The 17,354-nt window shown below is 57.1% G+C and carries 16 protein-coding genes; 7 read left to right on the top strand and 9 right to left on the bottom strand.

Annotation, left to right across the window (positions count from 1 at the left end):
- Positions 1–246: 246 nt before the first annotated feature.
- Positions 247–579, top strand: coding sequence for an RcnB family protein (locus L350_RS20350; RefSeq protein WP_022648672.1), 333 nt, complete (start codon positions 247–249; stop codon positions 577–579).
- Positions 530–1,006, top strand: coding sequence for a GNAT family N-acetyltransferase (locus L350_RS20355; protein WP_032622520.1), 477 nt, complete (start codon positions 530–532; stop codon positions 1,004–1,006). The genes L350_RS20350 and L350_RS20355 overlap by 50 nt, the downstream gene beginning before the upstream one ends.
- 89 nt (positions 1,007–1,095) lie before the next feature.
- Here L350_RS20355 and apbC read toward each other — a convergent pair whose 3' ends face one another.
- Positions 1,096–2,205, bottom strand: a complete 1,110-nt coding sequence (gene apbC / locus L350_RS20360; RefSeq protein ID WP_023300574.1) for an iron-sulfur cluster carrier protein ApbC — start codon at positions 2,203–2,205, stop codon at positions 1,096–1,098.
- A 137-nt stretch (positions 2,206–2,342) separates the two neighbouring features.
- Here apbC and metG point away from each other — a divergent pair, with 137 nt between their 5' ends.
- Positions 2,343–4,376: a methionine--tRNA ligase gene (metG, locus tag L350_RS20365; RefSeq protein ID WP_023300575.1), complete on the top strand. Its 2,034-nt coding sequence runs from the start codon at positions 2,343–2,345 to the stop codon at positions 4,374–4,376.
- A 108-nt stretch (positions 4,377–4,484) separates the two neighbouring features.
- Here the strand turns inward: metG and L350_RS20370 are convergent, their stop codons facing one another.
- The 3 genes from L350_RS20370 to L350_RS20380 are packed head-to-tail and all read right to left on the bottom strand — an operon-like array spanning position 4,485 to position 7,400.
- Entirely contained in the window at positions 4,485–4,955 is a 471-nt protein-coding gene (locus tag L350_RS20370; RefSeq protein ID WP_032623918.1) for a YehS family protein, read from the bottom strand.
- A 46-nt stretch (positions 4,956–5,001) separates the two neighbouring features.
- Positions 5,002–5,721, bottom strand: coding sequence for a two-component system response regulator BtsR (gene btsR, locus L350_RS20375; RefSeq protein ID WP_022648676.1), 720 nt, complete (start codon positions 5,719–5,721; stop codon positions 5,002–5,004).
- A complete protein-coding gene (locus tag L350_RS20380) occupies positions 5,715–7,400 on the bottom strand; it encodes a sensor histidine kinase (protein WP_003859271.1) in 1,686 nt (561 codons plus the stop codon). Before L350_RS20380 ends, btsR begins: the two co-directional genes overlap by 7 nt.
- Positions 7,401–7,618: 218 nt before the next feature.
- Between L350_RS20380 and mlrA the strand changes: the two genes are divergently transcribed.
- Positions 7,619–8,359 carry an HTH-type transcriptional regulator MlrA gene (mlrA, locus tag L350_RS20385; RefSeq protein WP_022648677.1) on the top strand — a complete coding sequence of 247 codons (741 nt, stop codon included), beginning with the start codon at positions 7,619–7,621 and terminating at the stop codon, positions 8,357–8,359.
- 68 nt (positions 8,360–8,427) lie between these two features.
- Complete coding sequence (locus L350_RS23795) at positions 8,428–8,541, top strand: protein YohO (protein WP_022648678.1); 114 nt, start codon at positions 8,428–8,430, stop codon at positions 8,539–8,541.
- On the opposite strand, the gene L350_RS20390 is transcribed toward L350_RS23795, so the two are convergent.
- The 5 genes from L350_RS20390 to bglX form a co-directional block, all read right to left on the bottom strand.
- Complete coding sequence (locus L350_RS20390) at positions 8,516–9,253, bottom strand: ABC transporter permease (protein ID WP_023306597.1); 738 nt, start codon at positions 9,251–9,253, stop codon at positions 8,516–8,518. The two genes, L350_RS23795 and L350_RS20390, sit on opposite strands and share 26 nt — an antisense overlap.
- The gene (locus L350_RS20395) at positions 9,237–10,187 is read right to left on the bottom strand and encodes an ABC transporter ATP-binding protein (protein ID WP_022651508.1); all 951 of its coding nucleotides are present in this window, start codon (positions 10,185–10,187) and stop codon (positions 9,237–9,239) included. The genes L350_RS20390 and L350_RS20395 overlap by 17 nt, the downstream gene beginning before the upstream one ends.
- On the bottom strand, positions 10,180–11,337 hold the full coding sequence (locus L350_RS20400) for an ABC transporter permease (RefSeq protein ID WP_023300579.1): 1,158 nt from the start codon (positions 11,335–11,337) through the stop codon (positions 10,180–10,182). The genes L350_RS20395 and L350_RS20400 overlap by 8 nt, the downstream gene beginning before the upstream one ends.
- Positions 11,338–11,349: 12 nt before the next feature.
- A complete protein-coding gene (locus L350_RS20405; RefSeq protein WP_022648682.1) occupies positions 11,350–12,267 on the bottom strand; it encodes a glycine betaine ABC transporter substrate-binding protein OsmF in 918 nt (305 codons plus the stop codon).
- 136 nt (positions 12,268–12,403) lie between these two features.
- Positions 12,404–14,701: a beta-glucosidase BglX gene (gene bglX / locus L350_RS20410; RefSeq protein WP_032623917.1), complete on the bottom strand. Its 2,298-nt coding sequence runs from the start codon at positions 14,699–14,701 to the stop codon at positions 12,404–12,406.
- A gap of 189 nt (positions 14,702–14,890) precedes the next feature.
- Between bglX and dld the strand changes: the two genes are divergently transcribed.
- Together dld and L350_RS20420 are read left to right on the top strand one after the other, a co-directional pair.
- Positions 14,891–16,648, top strand: a complete 1,758-nt coding sequence (gene dld / locus L350_RS20415; protein WP_023330164.1) for a D-lactate dehydrogenase — start codon at positions 14,891–14,893, stop codon at positions 16,646–16,648.
- Positions 16,649–16,750: 102 nt separating this feature from the next.
- On the top strand, positions 16,751–17,305 hold the full coding sequence (locus tag L350_RS20420) for a GNAT family N-acetyltransferase (RefSeq protein ID WP_022648685.1): 555 nt from the start codon (positions 16,751–16,753) through the stop codon (positions 17,303–17,305).
- Positions 17,306–17,354 lie beyond the last annotated feature (49 nt).

Raw genomic sequence — 17,354 nt, 5'->3', positions numbered from 1 at the left:
ACAGTTTATAAAATTACGGCAACAATGTATTTTCAGAATTAATTCAGCAAAACGATAGTTACAATGAATTATTCCCGTCAGCACGCATTCATATCAAAAATACTCACAACCGCTGGCACTACACAAAACCGTTCACTTTTGTTACATTTTTTTTCAAACACACCCTGTTTTGATACTTAAAATGGGCTGTCTGCCGCACTGTCCCCCGCAGACAAGCGTATCCGTAACGATATCACTGGAGAAAAAATGGCTAAGCGTAAATTGGTGCTTCTGGGTGTATTACTGTCTCTGGCGGGCTCCGCATTCGCAGCCCCGCAAACGGCCGCCGCGCCTTCCGGCATTAAGGCTTATGAAGAGCAGGAGTTCATCGCCGACTTCACCAAATTTAAGATTGGCGATACCGCGCCCGCGCAGTATCAGACGCCAGAGTACACCATCAAACAGTACCAGCTACGTAACCTTCCCGCGCCCGATGCCGGTACGCACTGGACCTACATGGGTGAAAATTACGTTCTGATTGGCGATGCTGATGGCAAAATCTACAAAGCCTATAACGGAGATATTTTCTATCACCGCTGATACGATGATCCGGCCCTGGCAGGAGGACGACCGGCCATTTCTGCGCACGCTGTACCTGCATGCACGACGCGTGGCCTGGCCATGGCTGGACAATTCTGAATGGCAGCTTGAGGATTTTGATGCCGCAACGCGTGACGAGCAGATCTGGGTTGCGATTCACGACGGTCACCGGGTAGGGTTTGCCTCCGTCTGGGAAAATGATAACTTTTTGCACAATCTGTTTGTCGACCCGCAGTATCAGCGTCTGGGAGTTGGCCGTTTGTTACTGGAACAAGTACAGAGGACGTTTACCAGTACAGGCGCGCTGAAGTGTCTGGTGAAGAATGAGCGGGCAGTTGCGTTTTACCAGCGCCACGGCTGGCACATTGAGGCGACGGGGGATTCTCCGGAAGGAGAGTATTATTTGATGCACTATCGGCTTGGGTAAAGTCAGGTGGCGCTACGCTTACCTGACCTACAAAATCGAGGTAGGCCGGGTAAGGCGAAGCCGCCACCCGGCACTAACGCGCAGAGGCGTTACACCGCGCGGAAGGCGATCTCGCTCGGGATCACGTCCCCCTGCCAGTACAGTTGCGCCGCAACGCGCCCCGCCAGCTGACGATAGATTTCCGTGAATTCGCTATCAGGACGGCTGACCACCGTCGGCTTACCGCTATCCAGATCTTCACGCAGTGTGATATGCAGCGGCAGTTGCCCCAGCAGCTGGGTGTGATATTGCGCCGCCAGCTTCTCCGCACCGCCGGTACCGAAGATCGGCTCATGGTGTCCACAGTTGCTGCAAATGTGCATGCTCATGTTTTCGACGATGCCGAGTACCGGCACCTCCACCTTCTCGAACATCACGATGCCTTTTTTGGCGTCGATCAGCGCGATATCCTGCGGCGTGGTGACCACGACGGCGCCGGTGACCGGAATGTTCTGCGCCAGCGTCAGCTGGATATCACCGGTGCCCGGCGGCATGTCCAGCACCAGATAATCGAGGTCAGGCCACATTGTCTCCTGCAACATTTGCAGCAAAGCTTTGCTGGCCATCGGGCCGCGCCAGACCATTGCGTTATCGTCCGTGACCAGGTAACCAATGGAGTTGGTCGCCAGACCGTGCGCCACGATCGGCGCCATGTGGGTACCGTCCGGCGAAGTTGGACGCTGGTTTTCAGCACCCAGCATGTTCGGAATGGACGGGCCATAAATATCCGCATCCAGAATGCCGACTTTCGCCCCTTCTGCCGCCAGCGCAAGCGCCAGGTTCACGGCGGTCGACGATTTACCCACCCCACCCTTGCCAGAACTGACGGCGATGATGTTCTTCACGCCGTTAACGCCCGGCTGATTTTTCACGCGCTTGAGCGTGGCGATGCTGTGGCTTAGCTTCCAGTCAATTGCTTTTGCGCCAGTAATGCGCAGCAGCTCAGAGCTGGTTTGCTCTTTCAGGGCATCAAAGGCGCTGGTCCAGACGAACGGCATCTGCAGCTCAATGTGCAGCGTATCGTCCAGCCATGCGACATGATGAAGCGCTTTCAGCGTCGTGAGATTGTGCTTCAGGGTTGGATGCTGAAAATTAGCCAGCGTCCCGGCGACCATTGCTCGTAAGGCTTCCGGTGATTTGGCCTGGGATTGAGAACTCATCCCGACTCCTTTGTTCTTGTGAATAAGACCTTAGATGAACAAGTTTACCTGAAAGGCCGTGGTTTGTGCTTACTTAATAATGCCCCTTTTGGTAATATCGAAAACCCTTTTCACAGTTAAAAGAAGTAATGCCTACTATGACTCAAGTCGCGAAAAAAATTCTGGTAACGTGCGCCCTGCCGTACGCCAACGGCTCAATCCACCTCGGCCACATGCTGGAGCATATCCAGGCTGATGTCTGGGTCCGTTACCAGCGAATGCGCGGCCACGAGGTGAACTTCATCTGTGCGGACGATGCCCACGGCACCCCAATCATGCTGAAAGCGCAGCAGCTGGGAATTTCCCCGGAACAGATGATCGCCGAAATGAGTCAGGAGCATCAGACCGATTTTGCTGGCTTTGACATCAGCTATGACAACTATCACTCCACGCACAGCGACGAGAACCGCGAGCTGTCAGAGCTGATCTACACCCGTCTGAAAGAGAACGGTTTCATTAAAAACCGCACCATCTCTCAGCTGTACGATCCGGAAAAAGGCATGTTCCTGCCGGACCGTTTCGTCAAAGGCACCTGTCCGAAATGTAAATCCCCGGACCAGTACGGCGATAACTGCGAAGTGTGTGGCGCGACCTACAGCCCGACCGAGCTTATCGAGCCGAAATCCGTGGTTTCCGGCGCCACGCCGGTGATGCGTGACTCCGAGCACTTCTTCTTCGACCTGCCGTCGTTCAGCGAAATGCTGCAGGCGTGGACCCGCAGCGGCGCGCTGCAGGAGCAGGTGGCGAACAAGATGCAGGAGTGGTTTGAATCCGGTCTGCAGCAGTGGGATATCTCCCGCGATGCGCCATACTTCGGCTTCGAAATCCCGAACGCGCCGGGCAAATATTTCTACGTCTGGCTGGATGCGCCAATCGGCTACATGGGCTCCTTCAAGAACCTGTGTGACAAGCGCGGCGATACCCTAAGCTTCGACGAGTACTGGAAGAAAGATTCCACCGCCGAGCTGTACCACTTCATCGGCAAAGACATCGTTTACTTCCACAGCCTGTTCTGGCCAGCGATGCTTGAAGGCAGCAATTTCCGCAAGCCGACTAACCTGTTCGTACACGGCTACGTAACGGTCAACGGTGCGAAGATGTCCAAATCTCGCGGGACGTTTATTAAGGCCAGCACCTGGCTGAACCACTTCGATGCGGATAGCCTGCGCTACTACTACACCGCGAAGCTCTCTTCCCGCATCGACGATATCGACCTGAATCTGGAAGATTTCGTGCAGCGCGTGAACGCGGACATCGTCAACAAGGTGGTGAACCTGGCGTCCCGTAACGCAGGTTTTATCGCTAAACGCTTTGACGGCGTGCTCTCTGCCGAACTGGCCGATCCTGAGCTGTATAAAACCTTCACCGACGCCGCCGCTGCGGTTGGCGAAGCCTGGGAAAGTCGTGAATTTGGTAAAGCCATTCGCGAAATCATGGCGCTGGCAGACGTGGCCAACCGCTATGTCGACGAGCAGGCGCCGTGGGTGGTGGCGAAACAGGAAGGCCGCGACGCCGACTTGCAGGCGATCTGCACCATGGGTCTGAACATGTTCCGCGTGCTGATGACCTGGCTGAAGCCGGTTCTGCCGCAGCTGGCAGCCCGCGCGGAAGCATTCCTGAACACCGAACTGACCTGGGATGCCATCCAGCAGCCGCTGCTCGGCCACAAGGTTAACACCTTCAAGGCGCTGTATAACCGCATCGAGATGAAACAGGTTGACGCGCTGGTGGAAGCATCAAAAGAAGAGGTGAAAGCGGCTGCCGCGCCGGTGACCGGCCCGCTGGCGGACGATCCGATTCAGGAGACCATCACCTTTGATGATTTCGCCAAAGTCGACCTGCGCGTGGCGCTGATCGAAAACGCGGAGTTCGTGGAAGGTTCTGACAAACTGCTGCGTCTGACGCTGGATCTGGGCGGCGAGAAACGTAACGTCTTCTCCGGCATTCGTTCCGCGTACCCTGATCCGCAGGTGCTGATCGGTCGTCAGACCGTGATGGTGGCAAACCTGGCGCCGCGTAAAATGCGCTTCGGCATCTCTGAAGGGATGGTGATGGCCGCAGGCCCGGGCGGAAAAGACATCTTCCTGTTAAGCCCTGACGAAGGCGCGAAGCCGGGTCAGCAGGTGAAGTAATAAAAAAGCCGGATGAGAATCCGGCTTTTTTTTGCCCGGCGGCGCTACGCTTGCACGGGCCAACGAGTTTTTAGGCCGGGTAAGGCGAGGCCGCCACCCGGCTAAAAATCACCCCTTCTGGTTATGCACCCGCTGCGTCAACCCACGCAGGAAATAACGCAGAAACTGATCCCCACACTCGCGGTAATTTTTATGATCCGGCGCGCGCATCATGGCGGTGATTTCCGGCATCGACACGCGAAATTTCTGCTCGGTCATGATCGCCAGAATGTCGTCAGTTTTCAGGGAGAACGCAATACGCAGCTTTTTCAGCACCGTGTTGTTATTCACCCGACGCTCCAGCGCCAGCTCAGGCGCAGATTCATCTTTGCCGCGCTTGTCGTAGATCAGGCCGTTCAGGAAGCCCGACAGAATGATGTCCGGGCAGCGAACAAAACCCTCTTCATCTTCTTTAGTCATCCAGGTGTCGAACCCGGCGGACGTGGATTCCATGTCGGAGAGCGCAAGAATGCGCACAATGTCATTATTGTTCGCTTTCAGGGTGTAGCGCAGGCTACGAAGAATATCGTTACTTAGCATAGAGCCTTCGAATGTCGATGATGCAATGGCGCGCAGTGTACCAGTTTTACAGCCCTATCGCCTCTTTCAAACTTTTCAGATAGCGACGACTGACGGGCACGGTTTGCCCTGCACGTAGCACCAGTTCGGCCTGGCCGTTATCTTCCAGGCGGATCTCCTTCAGGTGCGCCATGTTCACCAGATACTGTCGATGACAGCGGATCAGCGGCGTGCGGCTCTCCAGCGTGCGTAACGTAAGCTCGGTAAAGCCTTCGTTGCCTTCAGCGCTGGTGACGTATACCCCGCTCAGACGACTGCTGACAAAGGCAACGTCGTCCATTTGCAGGAGGTAAATCCGGCTGTGCCCGGTACAGGGGATAAACTTCAGGGGCTGCTGATGCTCCGGCAGCAGCGTCACGTCCTGCGCGGTACGCTCCTGGCGCAGACGGGTCAGGGTCTTTTCAAGGCGTTTCTCTTCAATCGGTTTCAGCAGATAATCAAACGCGTGCTCTTCAAACGCCTTTACCGCGTACTCATCAAAGGCCGTCAGAAAGACGATATAGGGACGGTGCTCCGGGTCGAGCATGCCGACCATCTCCAGACCGCTGATGCGCGGCATCTGAATATCGAGGAACAGCACGTCCGGGCGCAGTTTATGCACCGCACCGATGCCTTCAATCGCATTGGCACATTCCCCCACAACCTCGATATCACTCTGCTCCTGCAACAGAACACGCAGGTTTTCCCGTGCTAACGGCTCATCATCAACAATCAGCACTCTTAACATGCGTTCTCCTCCAGCGGCAATCGTAAGGTAATTCGGGTATAGCGGTCTGGCTCACAGGCGACGGTGATACCGCAGTCATCACCAAAATGTGCGCGCAGGCGCTTATCCACCAGGCTCATGCCCAGACCGCCTGACGCGGAGGCTTCATACAGCCCCGCGTTATCTTCAATATCCAGCACCAGATGGTGGTTAAAACGGGAAGCGGAAATCATGATTTCTCCGGTTCCCAGCAGCTGCGACGTCCCATGCTTAATGGCGTTCTCCACAATCGGTTGCAGGGTAAAGGCCGGAAGATGCTGATACGCCAGCTCATCCGGGACGGATAACGACACCTGTAATCGTGACTGGAAGCGCGCTTTTTCAATTTGCAGATAGGCGTTTACATGCTCAATCTCGTCCGCGAGGGTGACGATCTCCGAGGGACGCTTCAGGTTTTTGCGGAAAAATGTCGACAGAAATTGCACCAGCTGCGCGGCCTGATCGCTGTCGCGGCGGATCACCGCCTTCAGCGTGTTGAGCGCGTTAAACAGGAAATGCGGATTCACCTGAGCGTGCAGGAGCTTAATTTCTGACTGCGTCAGCAGCGCTTTTTGCCGTTCATACTGCCCCGCCAGGATTTGCGCCGAAAGCAGCTGGGCGATCCCCTCCCCCAGCGTGCGGTTGATGGAGCTGAACAGGCGATTTTTGGCTTCGTAAAGCTTAATGGTGCCCATGACGCGCTGGTTTTCGCCCCGCAGGGGAATGACCAGCGTAGAGCCAAGTTTGCACTGCGGATGCAGGGAACAGCGGTACGGCACTTCATTCCCGTCGGCATACACCACTTCACCCGTTTCAATAGCGCGCAAAGTGTAGGCCGAGGAGATCGGCTTACCTGGAAGATGGTGGTCGTCCCCGGTACCGGTAAACGCCAGCAACTTTTCGCGATCGGTAATCGCCACGGCCCCGATATCCAGCTCTTTATACAGCACCTGCGCCACCTTCATGCTGTTCTCCTCGTTGAATCCCTGCCGCAGGATCCCTTCCGTCGACGCCGCAACTTTTAATGCGGTGGCAGAAAATGCCGAGGTGTATTTTTCGAACATGGCGCGTTTGTCGAGCAGAATGCGCATAAACAGCGCCGCACCAACGGTATTGGTGACCATCATCGGTGCGGCAATGCTGCTGACCAGATGTAACGCATCGTCAAACGGGCGCGCGATCAGCAGGATGATCGCCATCTGCGCCATTTCCGCCACGAAGGTGATCGCCCCGGCGGTAAGGGGACTGAACACTTTATCCGGCCGTCCGCGCTTAATCATATAGCTGTGGACGAGACCACCGAGCAGCCCTTCGACAATGGTGGAGATCATGCAGCTTAGTGCCGTCATACCGCCCATCGAATAGCGGTGCAGGCCGCCGGTTAACCCCACCAGACCGCCCACGACCGGGCCTCCGAGCAGCCCGCCCATTACCGCGCCAATGGCGCGCGTATTGGCGATGGAATCTTCAATATGGAGACCAAACCAGGTCCCCATAATGCAGAATATGGAAAATACGACGTAGCAGAGGAATTTGTGCGGCAGACGGACGGTGACCTGCATCAGCGGAATGAACAGGCGCGTTTTGCTCATCAACCAGGCGATGACAAGAAACACGCACATCTGCTGAAGCAACAGCAGCACCAGATTAAACTCGTACATACTCACAAACCGCACATTCTAAAAACGCGTAACATACACTGATGGCGGTTAACTTTCTTTGAAACGTGCCAAAAAAGCGATAAATCGTGTCCGTCATCACACCTTTTGCCGGAGATAACCTGTCTTTCGTATAATTTGTACAAAAAAGAATCAAATCTTCCTGGTTCCGCAAAGTGGGTCTACAGTTAAGCTGGGGACGCGCAAGCCTGGGGGCGAAAATGGCGCTTTACACGATAGGTGAAGTGGCACTCCTGTGTGATATCAATCCCGTTACGCTACGGGCGTGGCAGCGACGGTATGGATTGCTTAAGCCGCAAAGAACGGACGGCGGGCACCGCCTGTTTAACGATGCGGATATTGACCGGATCCGCGAGATCAAAAGCTGGATCGACAATGGCGTACAGGTAGGCAAGGTGAAGTCGCTTCTGAGCCAGGACGATCCTGATACGCAGCATCTCTGGCGCGAGCAGCAGGAAACGCTGCTGAGGCTGTTGCAGACCGGCAATTTGCAGCGTCTGCGCGGCTGGATCAAAGAACAGGGTCGAGACTACCCCGCGCAAACCCTGATCACCCATCTTTTTATTCCCCTACGGCGTCGGCTTCAGTGTCAGCAAACCACCTTACAGGCACTGCTCAGTATGCTTGATGGCGTGCTGATTAACTATATTTCCGTCTGTCTTGCCTCAGCGCGGAATAAAAACAGCAAAGATGCGCTGGTGATCGGCTGGAACGTCCACGATACCACCCGGCTGTGGCTCGAAGCCTGGATTGCCACCCAGCAGGGCTGGCGCGTTGACGTGCTTGCACACTCCCTGGCACAGCTCAGGCCGGAACTGTTTGAGGGGCAGACGCTGCTGGTCTGGTGTGGCGAAGTCCCCTCCGCTTCCCAGCAGCAGCTCCTGACGGAATGGCGCGAACATGGTTATCCCGTTTACTCGCTGGGGCCAAATGCGTTGTAACGCATTTAATGGTTCATTAACAGCTGCGCTTCACCGTATAATTGTTCCGTTAACAACAGGAGCACATGATGAAGGCAACGAAACTGGCCGTAATTACCCTTTTTGCACTGATGGCCGTCAGCGGTATCGGTGGCGTTATGCTTGCAGGTTACTCGTTTATTGTTCGCGGCGGTGTTGGCTGAGGTATCCGGCCAGGCGTTCAAACAGGCGATCCACCACAATCGCCGCCAGCGCAACCAGAACCGCCCCCTGAATAATATAAGCCGTGTTAAACCCGCTTAACCCAATAATGATTGGCGTCCCCAGCGTATTGACCCCGACCGTCGACGCGATGGTTGCCGTACCAATGTTGATGATCACGGACGTCCGCACACCGGCAATAATCACCGGTGCTGCCAGCGGCAGTTCAACCTTCAGTAGCCGCTGCCAGGCGCTCATTCCCATCCCTTCCGCTACGCTCAGCACCGATGCAGGCACCGCCGCAATGCCCGCCAGCGTCCCTTGCAGAATGGGCAACACGCCGTACAAGATCAGCGCAATGATGGCAGGCTCCTGCCCAAAACCGATCGCCGGCACGGCAATCGCCAGCACGGCCACCGGCGGGAAGGTCTGCCCCGTTGCGGCGATGGTCTCCACCAACGGACGGAACTCCCTGCCCGCAGGCCGCGTCACCGCAATACCGGCACCTGTGCCCAGCACGATGGAAATCACGCTTGACGCCGCTACCAGCCAGAAGTGCGCCAGGGCGAGATTAACAAAGCTCTCCTGCTGGTACACCGGGCGCGGCAGCCCGGGAATAAGCGCATTAAACAGCGCCGCGCTGTGCGGCATCAGGTAGAGTAAGGCGATAAACAGCCCTGTCAGCCAGAGTAACGGATCACGGACCCACTTCACGCGTCACCTCCCCCGCCAGCAGATCGCGAAAATGGATCGTCCCGCATGGTGTCCCCTGCCCGTCCGCAACGGGTAACACCTCACACTGCCGGGCGACAAACGCCGAAAGGGCATCGCGCAGGCTCATCCCGTCATGCAGCGGTTCACCACCGATTTGCGCATCCTGCGGACGCAGATAGTCCCTGACGGTGCGCAGCGAGAGCAGCCTGACGCCCAGCTCGCTGCGGCCAAAGAATTCACGCACAAAATCGTTTGCCGGCGACGTTAACAGCTCAAGCGGCGTACCCTGCTGGACGACTTCGCCGTGATCCATCAGTACCAGACGATCGGCCAGCCGCAGTGCTTCGTCGATATCATGCGTCACCAGCACGATGGTGCGCCCGAGAATACGGTGGATGCGGCTCATCTCGGCCTGAAGTGCGCCGCGGGTGACCGGATCCAGCGCGCCGAAGGGCTCATCCATCAGCAGTACCTGCGGGTTAGCGGCCAGCGCGCGCGCCACCCCGACCCGCTGCTGCTGTCCGCCGGAAAGCTGGTGCGGATAGCGGTTACGAAGCGACGCGTCCAGGCCCAGCAGCGCCATCAACTCGTCGACACGCTCATTGATCTTCCCCCGGGACCATTTTTCCAGCTGTGGCACGGTGGCAATGTTCTGCGCCACCGTCCAGTGGGGAAACAGGCCGATGGACTGAATGGCGTAGCCCATACGCCGCCGCAGCTCCAGCACCGGCAGGCTGCGGATCTCCTCTCCGGCAAAGCGAATCGTCCCGCTGTCGTGCTCCACCAGCCGATTGATCATCTTCAGCGTCGTCGATTTTCCCGACCCCGACGTCCCGATCAATACCGAGAACGCCCCCTCGGCAAAATGCAGATTGAGATGGCTTGCCGCCGGACGGCCCGCAAAGGTTTTACTCACATCATGAAATTCAATCATTGGCTCTTCTCCTGAGCAGCGCGAGCCACAGGGCAAACAGGGCATCCAGAACGACCGCCAGCGCAATCGTGGGCACAACGCCCAGCAACACCAGATCCAGCGCGCTGCTGAGCAGCCCCTGGAACACCAGCGCCCCAAAGCCGCCCGCCCCGATCAGCGCGGCAATTACCGCCATCCCAACGGTTTGCACCGTCACCACCCGCAGGCTGCGAACCAGCAGCGGAAGCGCAAGCGGCAGCTGTATTTTCCAGAAACACTGGCGCGCACTCATCCCCATCGCATGGGCGCTTTCCAGCACGTCGGGCGGAACCTGGCTTAACCCCGCCACCACGCCGCGCACCAGTGGCAGCAGCGCATACAGCACAAGGGCAATCAACGCCGGGGTCAGCCCGGTTCCGGCAATGCCTGCCGCGGCCAACGCAGGGAAGGATTTAACCAGACCGGCGAGGGGGGCAATCAGCAGGCCAAACAGGGCAACGGAGGGGATGGTCTGAATAACGTTGAGCACGGTAAAGACGGCACCCTGGCGGCTGGGATGTCGGTAGCACCACATGCCCAGCGGCACGCCCAGCAGCAGCGCCGGGACCAGCGTCCCGAACAGGATCGTCAGATGTTGCGCCAGCGCGTTGTCAAACACCTCCTGGCGGTTGACGTACTCTTTTAACAGCGAGAGTTGATTCAGATCGCCGCTGAAGAGGATCAGCAGGGGAATAACCCAGAATTGCGCGTTCAGCAGCCAGCGCCACACAGGTATCGGCGTCAGGCGGCGAATGGCATCGCTACAGGCCAGCAGGCAGAGTGCCAGCCACAGCCACAGGCCGCTGCCAATCGACGTGCGCGCCAGAGGGCTTTCAACCGAGGCCATCTGCGTTGCCGCCTGTCCCGCGCTCCAGAACAGTACGATAAACAGCGCTTCGCTGAGCAGAAGCGTCAGCCACAGCGCGGTTCGCCCCGGCCAGAAGGCTAAGACTACGGTACTCGCCAGCGCCGCGCCCAGCAGCAGCGGCGTAAATGCCCAGATCTGCCACAGCGCGCGCGGTTCGCCCGACACCAGACGGTTTGGCGCGACATTCACAAAAGGTAACGCGACCGCCACGATGGCCACACAGACCAACAGCAGCAGGACGCGGTTATGACATTTTATTGGCACAGCCTTATCCCGTTACTTCACAAGCCCTTGTTGTTTCAGGAAGTCGGCAGCCACTTTTTTGGCATCCAGCCCCTCTACGGCAATGCTGGCATTCAGCTGTTGCAGCGTTTTCGCATCCAGTTTTTCAAACACCGGTTTGAGCCAATCGTCGATATCCGGGTAGGCTTTCAGCACCGCCTCGCGCACGACCGGGGTTGGGGCGTAAATTGGCTGAACGCCTTTCGGGTCGGTCAGGGTTTGCAGACCAAGCGCCGCGACCGGGCCGTCGGTGCCGTAAGCCATCGCCGCGTTGACGCCGGAGGTTTTCTGCGCCGCCGCCTTAATGGTCACCGCCGTGTCGCCGCCCGCCAGAGAAAGTAGCTGTGCCTGATCGAGCTTGAAATCATAAGCTTTTTCAAACGCTGGCAGGGCATCAGCGCGCTCGATAAACTCTGCCGAGGCCGCGAGCTTAAACTCGCCCTTCTCTTTCAGGTAGCGGCTGAGATCGTCAAGCGAGGTGAGCTTGCCTTTCTCGGCGATATCTTTGCGCACCGCGATGGTCCAGGTGTTGTTGGCCGGTGCCGGTGTAAGCCAGACCAGCTTATTTTTTTCCGCGTCCAGCTTTTTGACTTTTTCGTACCCGGCTTTGGCATTTTTCCAGGCCGGATCGTTTTCATCCTTGAAGAAGAATGCCCCGTTGCCGGTGTATTCCGGGTAGATATCCAGCTCGCCGGAAGTGATAGCACCGCGCACGACAGGCGTAGTGCCAAGCTGCACTTTATTGACCGTTTTCACGCCGTGGCTTTCGAGCACCTGCAAAATGATATTGCCGAGCAACGCGCCCTCGGTATCAATTTTGGAACCCACCTTAACCGGCTCTGCGGCCTGTAACGGCAGGCTCAGCGCCGCCAGAAGCACCGCCGACCCTGTTATCCCCTTAATAATCGTCATTCTACTTTCCTCATTATTTTGTGGCCTTTTTCATAGGCTTGAGAGAAAAGCGTAGCTTAAAACAGTGAATTTAACCGTTTTTCGTACCAGATGAGAGGCATCCCCCGCCAGGCGGGGGATAGGGAGAAAGGTAAGATTATTGCAGTTCAAACTCGGCTTTGTTCACCCGGGCGGAATCCACGCCGATGAAGACGTTGAATTTGCCAGGCTCGGCATCGTATTTCATCTGCTGATTCCAGAACTTCAGCGCATTTACGTCAATCGGGAAGCTGACCGTTTTGGTTTCGCCCGGTTTCAGGTTGACCTTTTCGAAGCCGCGCAGCTGTTTCACCGGACGGCTCATGGAGGCCGTGACATCCTGAACGTACATCTGGATCACCGTCGCGCCTTCGCGTTTGCCGCTGTTGGTCACTTCCACGCTGGCGGTCACTTTGCCGTCACGCTTCAGGGTCGACGCCGACATTTTCACGTCAGAGACCTTAAACGTGGTGTAGCTCAGGCCATAGCCAAACGGATAGAGCGGGCCGTTAGCCTCGTCGAAGTAACGGGACGTGTACTTGTTCGGCTTGTCGGCGTTGTACGGACGACCGGTGTTCAGGTGGCTGTAGTAAACCGGGATCTGCCCGACGGAGCGCGGGAAGGACATCGGCAGCTTGCCGGACGGGTTGTAATCGCCAAACAGCACGTCGGCAATGGCGTTACCGCCTTCGGTACCGGCGAACCAGGTTTCCAGAATGGCGTCAGCCTGCTGGTCTTCTTTCACCAGCGCCAGCGGACGCCCGTTCATCAGCACCAGCACCAGCGGCTTGCCGGTGGCTTTCAGGGCCGCGATCAGGTCACGCTGGCTTTGCGGGATCGTGATGTCGGTCCGGCTGGAGGCTTCGTGCGCCATCCCCTGCGCTTCACCTACCACGGCGACCACCACGTCGGACTGCTTCGCGGCGTTAACCGCTTCGTCGATCATCTCTTTCGGCGTGCGTGGATCCACCTTCACCGCTTCCTCGTACTGGTTGAGGAAGGTCACGATGTCTTTATCGTCGGTGACGTTTGCGCCTTTGGCGTAAACCACTTTTGCATTATCACCCACAGCGCTCTTAATGCCTGTCAGCACGGTAACGGACTGATCCGCCACGCCTGCGGCGGACCAGCTGCCCATGACGTCACGCTTGCTGTCGGCCAGCGGACCGACCACGGCAATGGTGCCGGATTTTTTCAGCGGCAGCGTGTCGAGACGGTTTTTCAGCAGCACCAGGCTTTCGCGCGCCACTTCGCGGGCTTCTTTGCGGTGCAGGCGGCTTTCAGCATTGGTGTCCGCCGGATCAGACTCCTTCGGCCCCAGATGGCTGTAAGGATCGTTAAACAGCCCCATGTCATATTTCACGTTCAGCACGTGGCGAGCGGCATCGTCCAGCTCCGCCATCGTCACCTTGCCGCTCTTCACCAGCCCCGGCAGGTATTTGCTGTAGTATTCGTCGCTCATGCTCATGTTGATGCCGGACTTGAGTGCCACGCGTACCGCATCTTCCGGGTCAGACGCTGTGCCGTGCTTGATCAGCTCTTTAATCGCCCCGTGATCCGAAACGGTGATGCCCTTGAAGCCCCACTGGTCGCGCAGCACATCTTTCAGCAGCCACGAATCGGAGGTGGCAGGCGTGCCGTTGAGAGAGTTCAATGCCACCATCACCGCGCCGCTGCCCGCGTCCAGCCCCGCTTTGTACGGCGGCATATAGTCGTTAAACAGGCGCTGCGGACTCATGTCCACGGTGTTGTACTCTTTGCCGCCTTCCACCGCGCCATAGGCGGCGAAGTGCTTGACGCTGGTCATCACCGAGTAACGATCTGCCGGACTTTTGCCCTGCATCGCTTCCACCATGGTTTTGCCCATCGTGGCGGTTAAATAAGTATCTTCCCCAAAGCCCTCCGAAGCACGGCCCCAGCGCGGATCGCGGGAGACGTCTACCATCGGCGCCCAGGTCATGTTCAGGCCGTCGTCTGCGGCTTCATATGCCGATACGCGCCCGACGGTTTTCACCGCATCGAGGTTAAAGGAGGAGGCTAAGCCGAGGCTAATCGGGAAGACGGTACGCTGGCCGTGCACCACGTCGTAGGCGAAGAACAGCGGAATTTTCAGGCGGCTCAGTTCCATCACCTGATCCTGCATTTTGCGGATATCCTGGCGGGTAACGGTGTTAAAAATGGCTCCTACCTGCCCGTCTTTGATCATCTCGCGAATGGCTTCTTTCGGGTTCTCCGGGCCGACGCTTATCAGGCGCAGCTGGCCGATTTTCTCATCGACCGTCATCTTTTTGAGTAAATCCGTGACAAAGGCGTCGCGGGCTTCAGGCGTGAGCGGGTGATTACCAAACAAATCCTCTGCCAGCGCAGGTTGCAGCGCCAGGCTGACGGCGACACCTACATAACATAGCCATTTCATGTTGTTATTCTCTCTCATCAATAACCGCGGGAAGCACCCGGCCAGACCGTGCGAAAAGCGCAGTGTGCCACAAAGCCTGAAAACCTTGCAGGGTTATTCTCTGATTTTTCTCATGAATACCCGACCGCTCAACGGCTAATCGCGCTATGCTTTACAGCGAGAAATTTGCCCCACCACAAGGAGTGGAAGATGTCTTCTGTTCGAACTAACGATAACACTACTTTTATTAACGAACTGTCGCGCCTGGTTGGTCACTCTCACCTGCTTACCGACCCGGCCAAAACCGCCCGCTACCGTAAGGGCTTTCGCTCCGGCCAGGGCGACGCGCTGGCGGTGGTCTTCCCCGGTACGTTGCTCGAACTGTGGCGCGTGCTCAGCGCCTGCGTTGCGGCAGACAAGATTATTTTAATGCAGGCTGCTAACACCGGCCTGACTGAAGGCTCCACGCCGAACGGCAACGATTACGATCGTGACATCGTGATTATCAGCACCCTGCGCCTCGACAAACTGCACCTGCTGGACAAGGGCGAACAGGTGCTCGCCTTCCCCGGCACCACGCTCTACTCGCTGGAAAAGGCGCTTAAGCCGCTGGGTCGCGAACCGCACTCGGTGATCGGCTCTTCGTGCATTGGTGCCTCGGTGATCGGCGGGATCTGCAATAACTCCGGCGGCTCGCTGGTGCAGCGCGGCCCGGCCTACACGGAGATGTCGCTGTTTGCCCGTATCGATGAAAACGGCAAGCTGACGCTGGTTAACCATTTGGGGATCGATCTGGGTGTAACGCCAGAGCAGATCCTCAGCAAACTTGACGATGACCGCGTGAAGGACGAAGACGTTCAGCACGATGGCCGTCACGCGCATGACCACGATTACATCACCCGCGTGCGCGATATCAATGCCGATACGCCAGCGCGCTATAACGCCGATCCGGATCGCCTGTTTGAATCCTCCGGCTGCGCGGGCAAGCTGGCCGTTTTTGCGGTGCGCCTCGATACCTTCCCGGCAGAGAAAAAGCAGCAGGTGTTTTACATTGGCACCAATCAGCCGGAGGTGCTGACGGAGATCCGCCGTCATATTCTGGCCGAGTTCACTCACCTGCCGGTGGCGGGCGAGTATATGCACCGGGACATTTATGACATCGCTGAGCGCTACGGCAAAGATACCTTCCTGATGATCGACAAGCTCGGCACCGACAAAATGCCGTTCTTCTTCACCATGAAGGGTCGCACCGACGCGATGCTGGAGAAAGTATCGCTGTTCAAACCGCACTTCACCGACCGCTTTATGCAGAAACTGGGCAACGCCTTCCCGGCGCATTTACCGGAGCGGATGAAGACCTGGCGCGATAAGTATGAGCACCACCTGCTGCTGAAAATGGCCGGGGACGGAATTGCCGAAGCGCAGAGCTGGCTCACCGAGTTCTTCAAAACTGCCGACGGGGATTTCTTCGCCTGCACGCCGGAAGAAGGCAGCAAAGCCTTCCTGCACCGCTTCGCCGCGGCGGGTGCGGCTATCCGTTATCAGGCTGTGCATTCCGAAGAGGTAGAGGATATTCTAGCGCTGGATATTGCCCTGCGTCGCAACGATACCGAGTGGTTTGAACATCTGCCCCCGGAGATTGACAGCAAGCTGGTGCATAAGCTCTATTACGGCCACTTCATGTGCTATGTCTTCCACCAGGATTACATCGTCAAAAAAGGGGTGGATGCGCATGCGTTGAAAGAGCAGATGCTGGCGTTGCTGCACGAGCGTGGCGCGCAATATCCTGCCGAGCATAACGTGGGGCATTTGTACAAAGCGCCGGAGACGCTTAAACAGTTTTATCGCAAAAATGACCCTACAAACAGTATGAACCCCGGCATTGGTAAGACAACGCGGAAGAAATACTGGAAAGAGAGTGCCGAAACAGAGGAGCACAATACGCAAGCCTCTGATGAACGCCTATAGCCAAATTTAAGAGATTGTTAAGCTCTCCTCAATCGTACTAGAGTATCTGCCTGTTGCCAGAGAAACGTTTCTCTGGCTTTCCAAACAAGGAGCGGGCAGAACATGTCGGCTGTAGAGATTTTACCCGAAACTGAAATCGAGGTGCGCGACGCCCTTCCTGACGATGCACATGCCATCTCGGCGATATACGCCTGGCATGTGCTTCATGGCCGTGCGTCCTTCGAGGAAGTTCCCCCCACCGTCGATGAGATGCGTCAGCGGATGAAGAGTGTGACCGACAGCGGTTTACCGTGGCTGGTTGCGCTGTATCGCGGCATTGTCGTCGGCTACTGCTACGCCACGTTTTATCGTCCACGTCAGGCCTACCGGTACACCCTTGAGGAGTCCATCTATGTGGATGCCAGCACCACCGGGCGCGGGTTTGGCTCGGCGCTGATGGATGCCCTGATTGCACGGTGTGAGCAAGGTCCCTGGCGGCAGATGATTGCTGTGGTCGGTGACGGAAACAATAATGCGGGATCGTTACGGCTGCATAAAAAACATGGCTTCGAGGTTGTCGGTCAACTGCGCAGCGTAGGGTATAAGAAGGGCGACTGGCGGGATACGTTGATCATGCAGCGTCCACTCAACGATGGTGACTGGACGCTGCCGGAGTAGGCGCTTTCGCCCGGTGGCACTCCGCTTACCGGGCCTACGTATCGGGGCC

The organism is Enterobacter sp. MGH 4 (assembly GCF_000534735.1).
Taxonomy (GTDB): Bacteria; Pseudomonadota; Gammaproteobacteria; order Enterobacterales; family Enterobacteriaceae; genus Enterobacter; species Enterobacter intestinihominis.
The sequence above is the reverse complement of the archived record's forward strand: the minus strand, read 5'-3'. Positions and strand labels throughout refer to the sequence as shown.

What these genes read in the sequence shown, in the direction of transcription:
- L350_RS20350 (WP_022648672.1), top strand. Translation starts at nt 247, where the DNA reads ATGGCTAAGCGTAAATTGGTGCTTCTGGGTGTATTACTGTCTCTGGCG.
- L350_RS20355 (WP_032622520.1), top strand. Translation starts at nt 530, where the DNA reads ATGGCAAAATCTACAAAGCCTATAACGGAGATATTTTCTATCACCGCT.
- apbC (WP_023300574.1), bottom strand. Translation starts at nt 2,205, where the DNA reads ATGAGTTCTCAATCCCAGGCCAAATCACCGGAAGCCTTACGAGCAATG.
- metG (WP_023300575.1), top strand. Translation starts at nt 2,343, where the DNA reads ATGACTCAAGTCGCGAAAAAAATTCTGGTAACGTGCGCCCTGCCGTAC.
- L350_RS20370 (WP_032623918.1), bottom strand. Translation starts at nt 4,955, where the DNA reads ATGCTAAGTAACGATATTCTTCGTAGCCTGCGCTACACCCTGAAAGCG.
- btsR (WP_022648676.1), bottom strand. Translation starts at nt 5,721, where the DNA reads ATGTTAAGAGTGCTGATTGTTGATGATGAGCCGTTAGCACGGGAAAAC.
- L350_RS20380 (WP_003859271.1), bottom strand. Translation starts at nt 7,400, where the DNA reads ATGTACGAGTTTAATCTGGTGCTGCTGTTGCTTCAGCAGATGTGCGTG.
- mlrA (WP_022648677.1), top strand. Translation starts at nt 7,619, where the DNA reads ATGGCGCTTTACACGATAGGTGAAGTGGCACTCCTGTGTGATATCAAT.
- L350_RS23795 (WP_022648678.1), top strand. Translation starts at nt 8,428, where the DNA reads ATGAAGGCAACGAAACTGGCCGTAATTACCCTTTTTGCACTGATGGCC.
- L350_RS20395 (WP_022651508.1), bottom strand. Translation starts at nt 10,187, where the DNA reads ATGATTGAATTTCATGATGTGAGTAAAACCTTTGCGGGCCGTCCGGCG.
- L350_RS20405 (WP_022648682.1), bottom strand. Translation starts at nt 12,267, where the DNA reads ATGACGATTATTAAGGGGATAACAGGGTCGGCGGTGCTTCTGGCGGCG.
- bglX (WP_032623917.1), bottom strand. Translation starts at nt 14,701, where the DNA reads ATGAAATGGCTATGTTATGTAGGTGTCGCCGTCAGCCTGGCGCTGCAA.
- dld (WP_023330164.1), top strand. Translation starts at nt 14,891, where the DNA reads ATGTCTTCTGTTCGAACTAACGATAACACTACTTTTATTAACGAACTG.
- L350_RS20420 (WP_022648685.1), top strand. Translation starts at nt 16,751, where the DNA reads ATGTCGGCTGTAGAGATTTTACCCGAAACTGAAATCGAGGTGCGCGAC.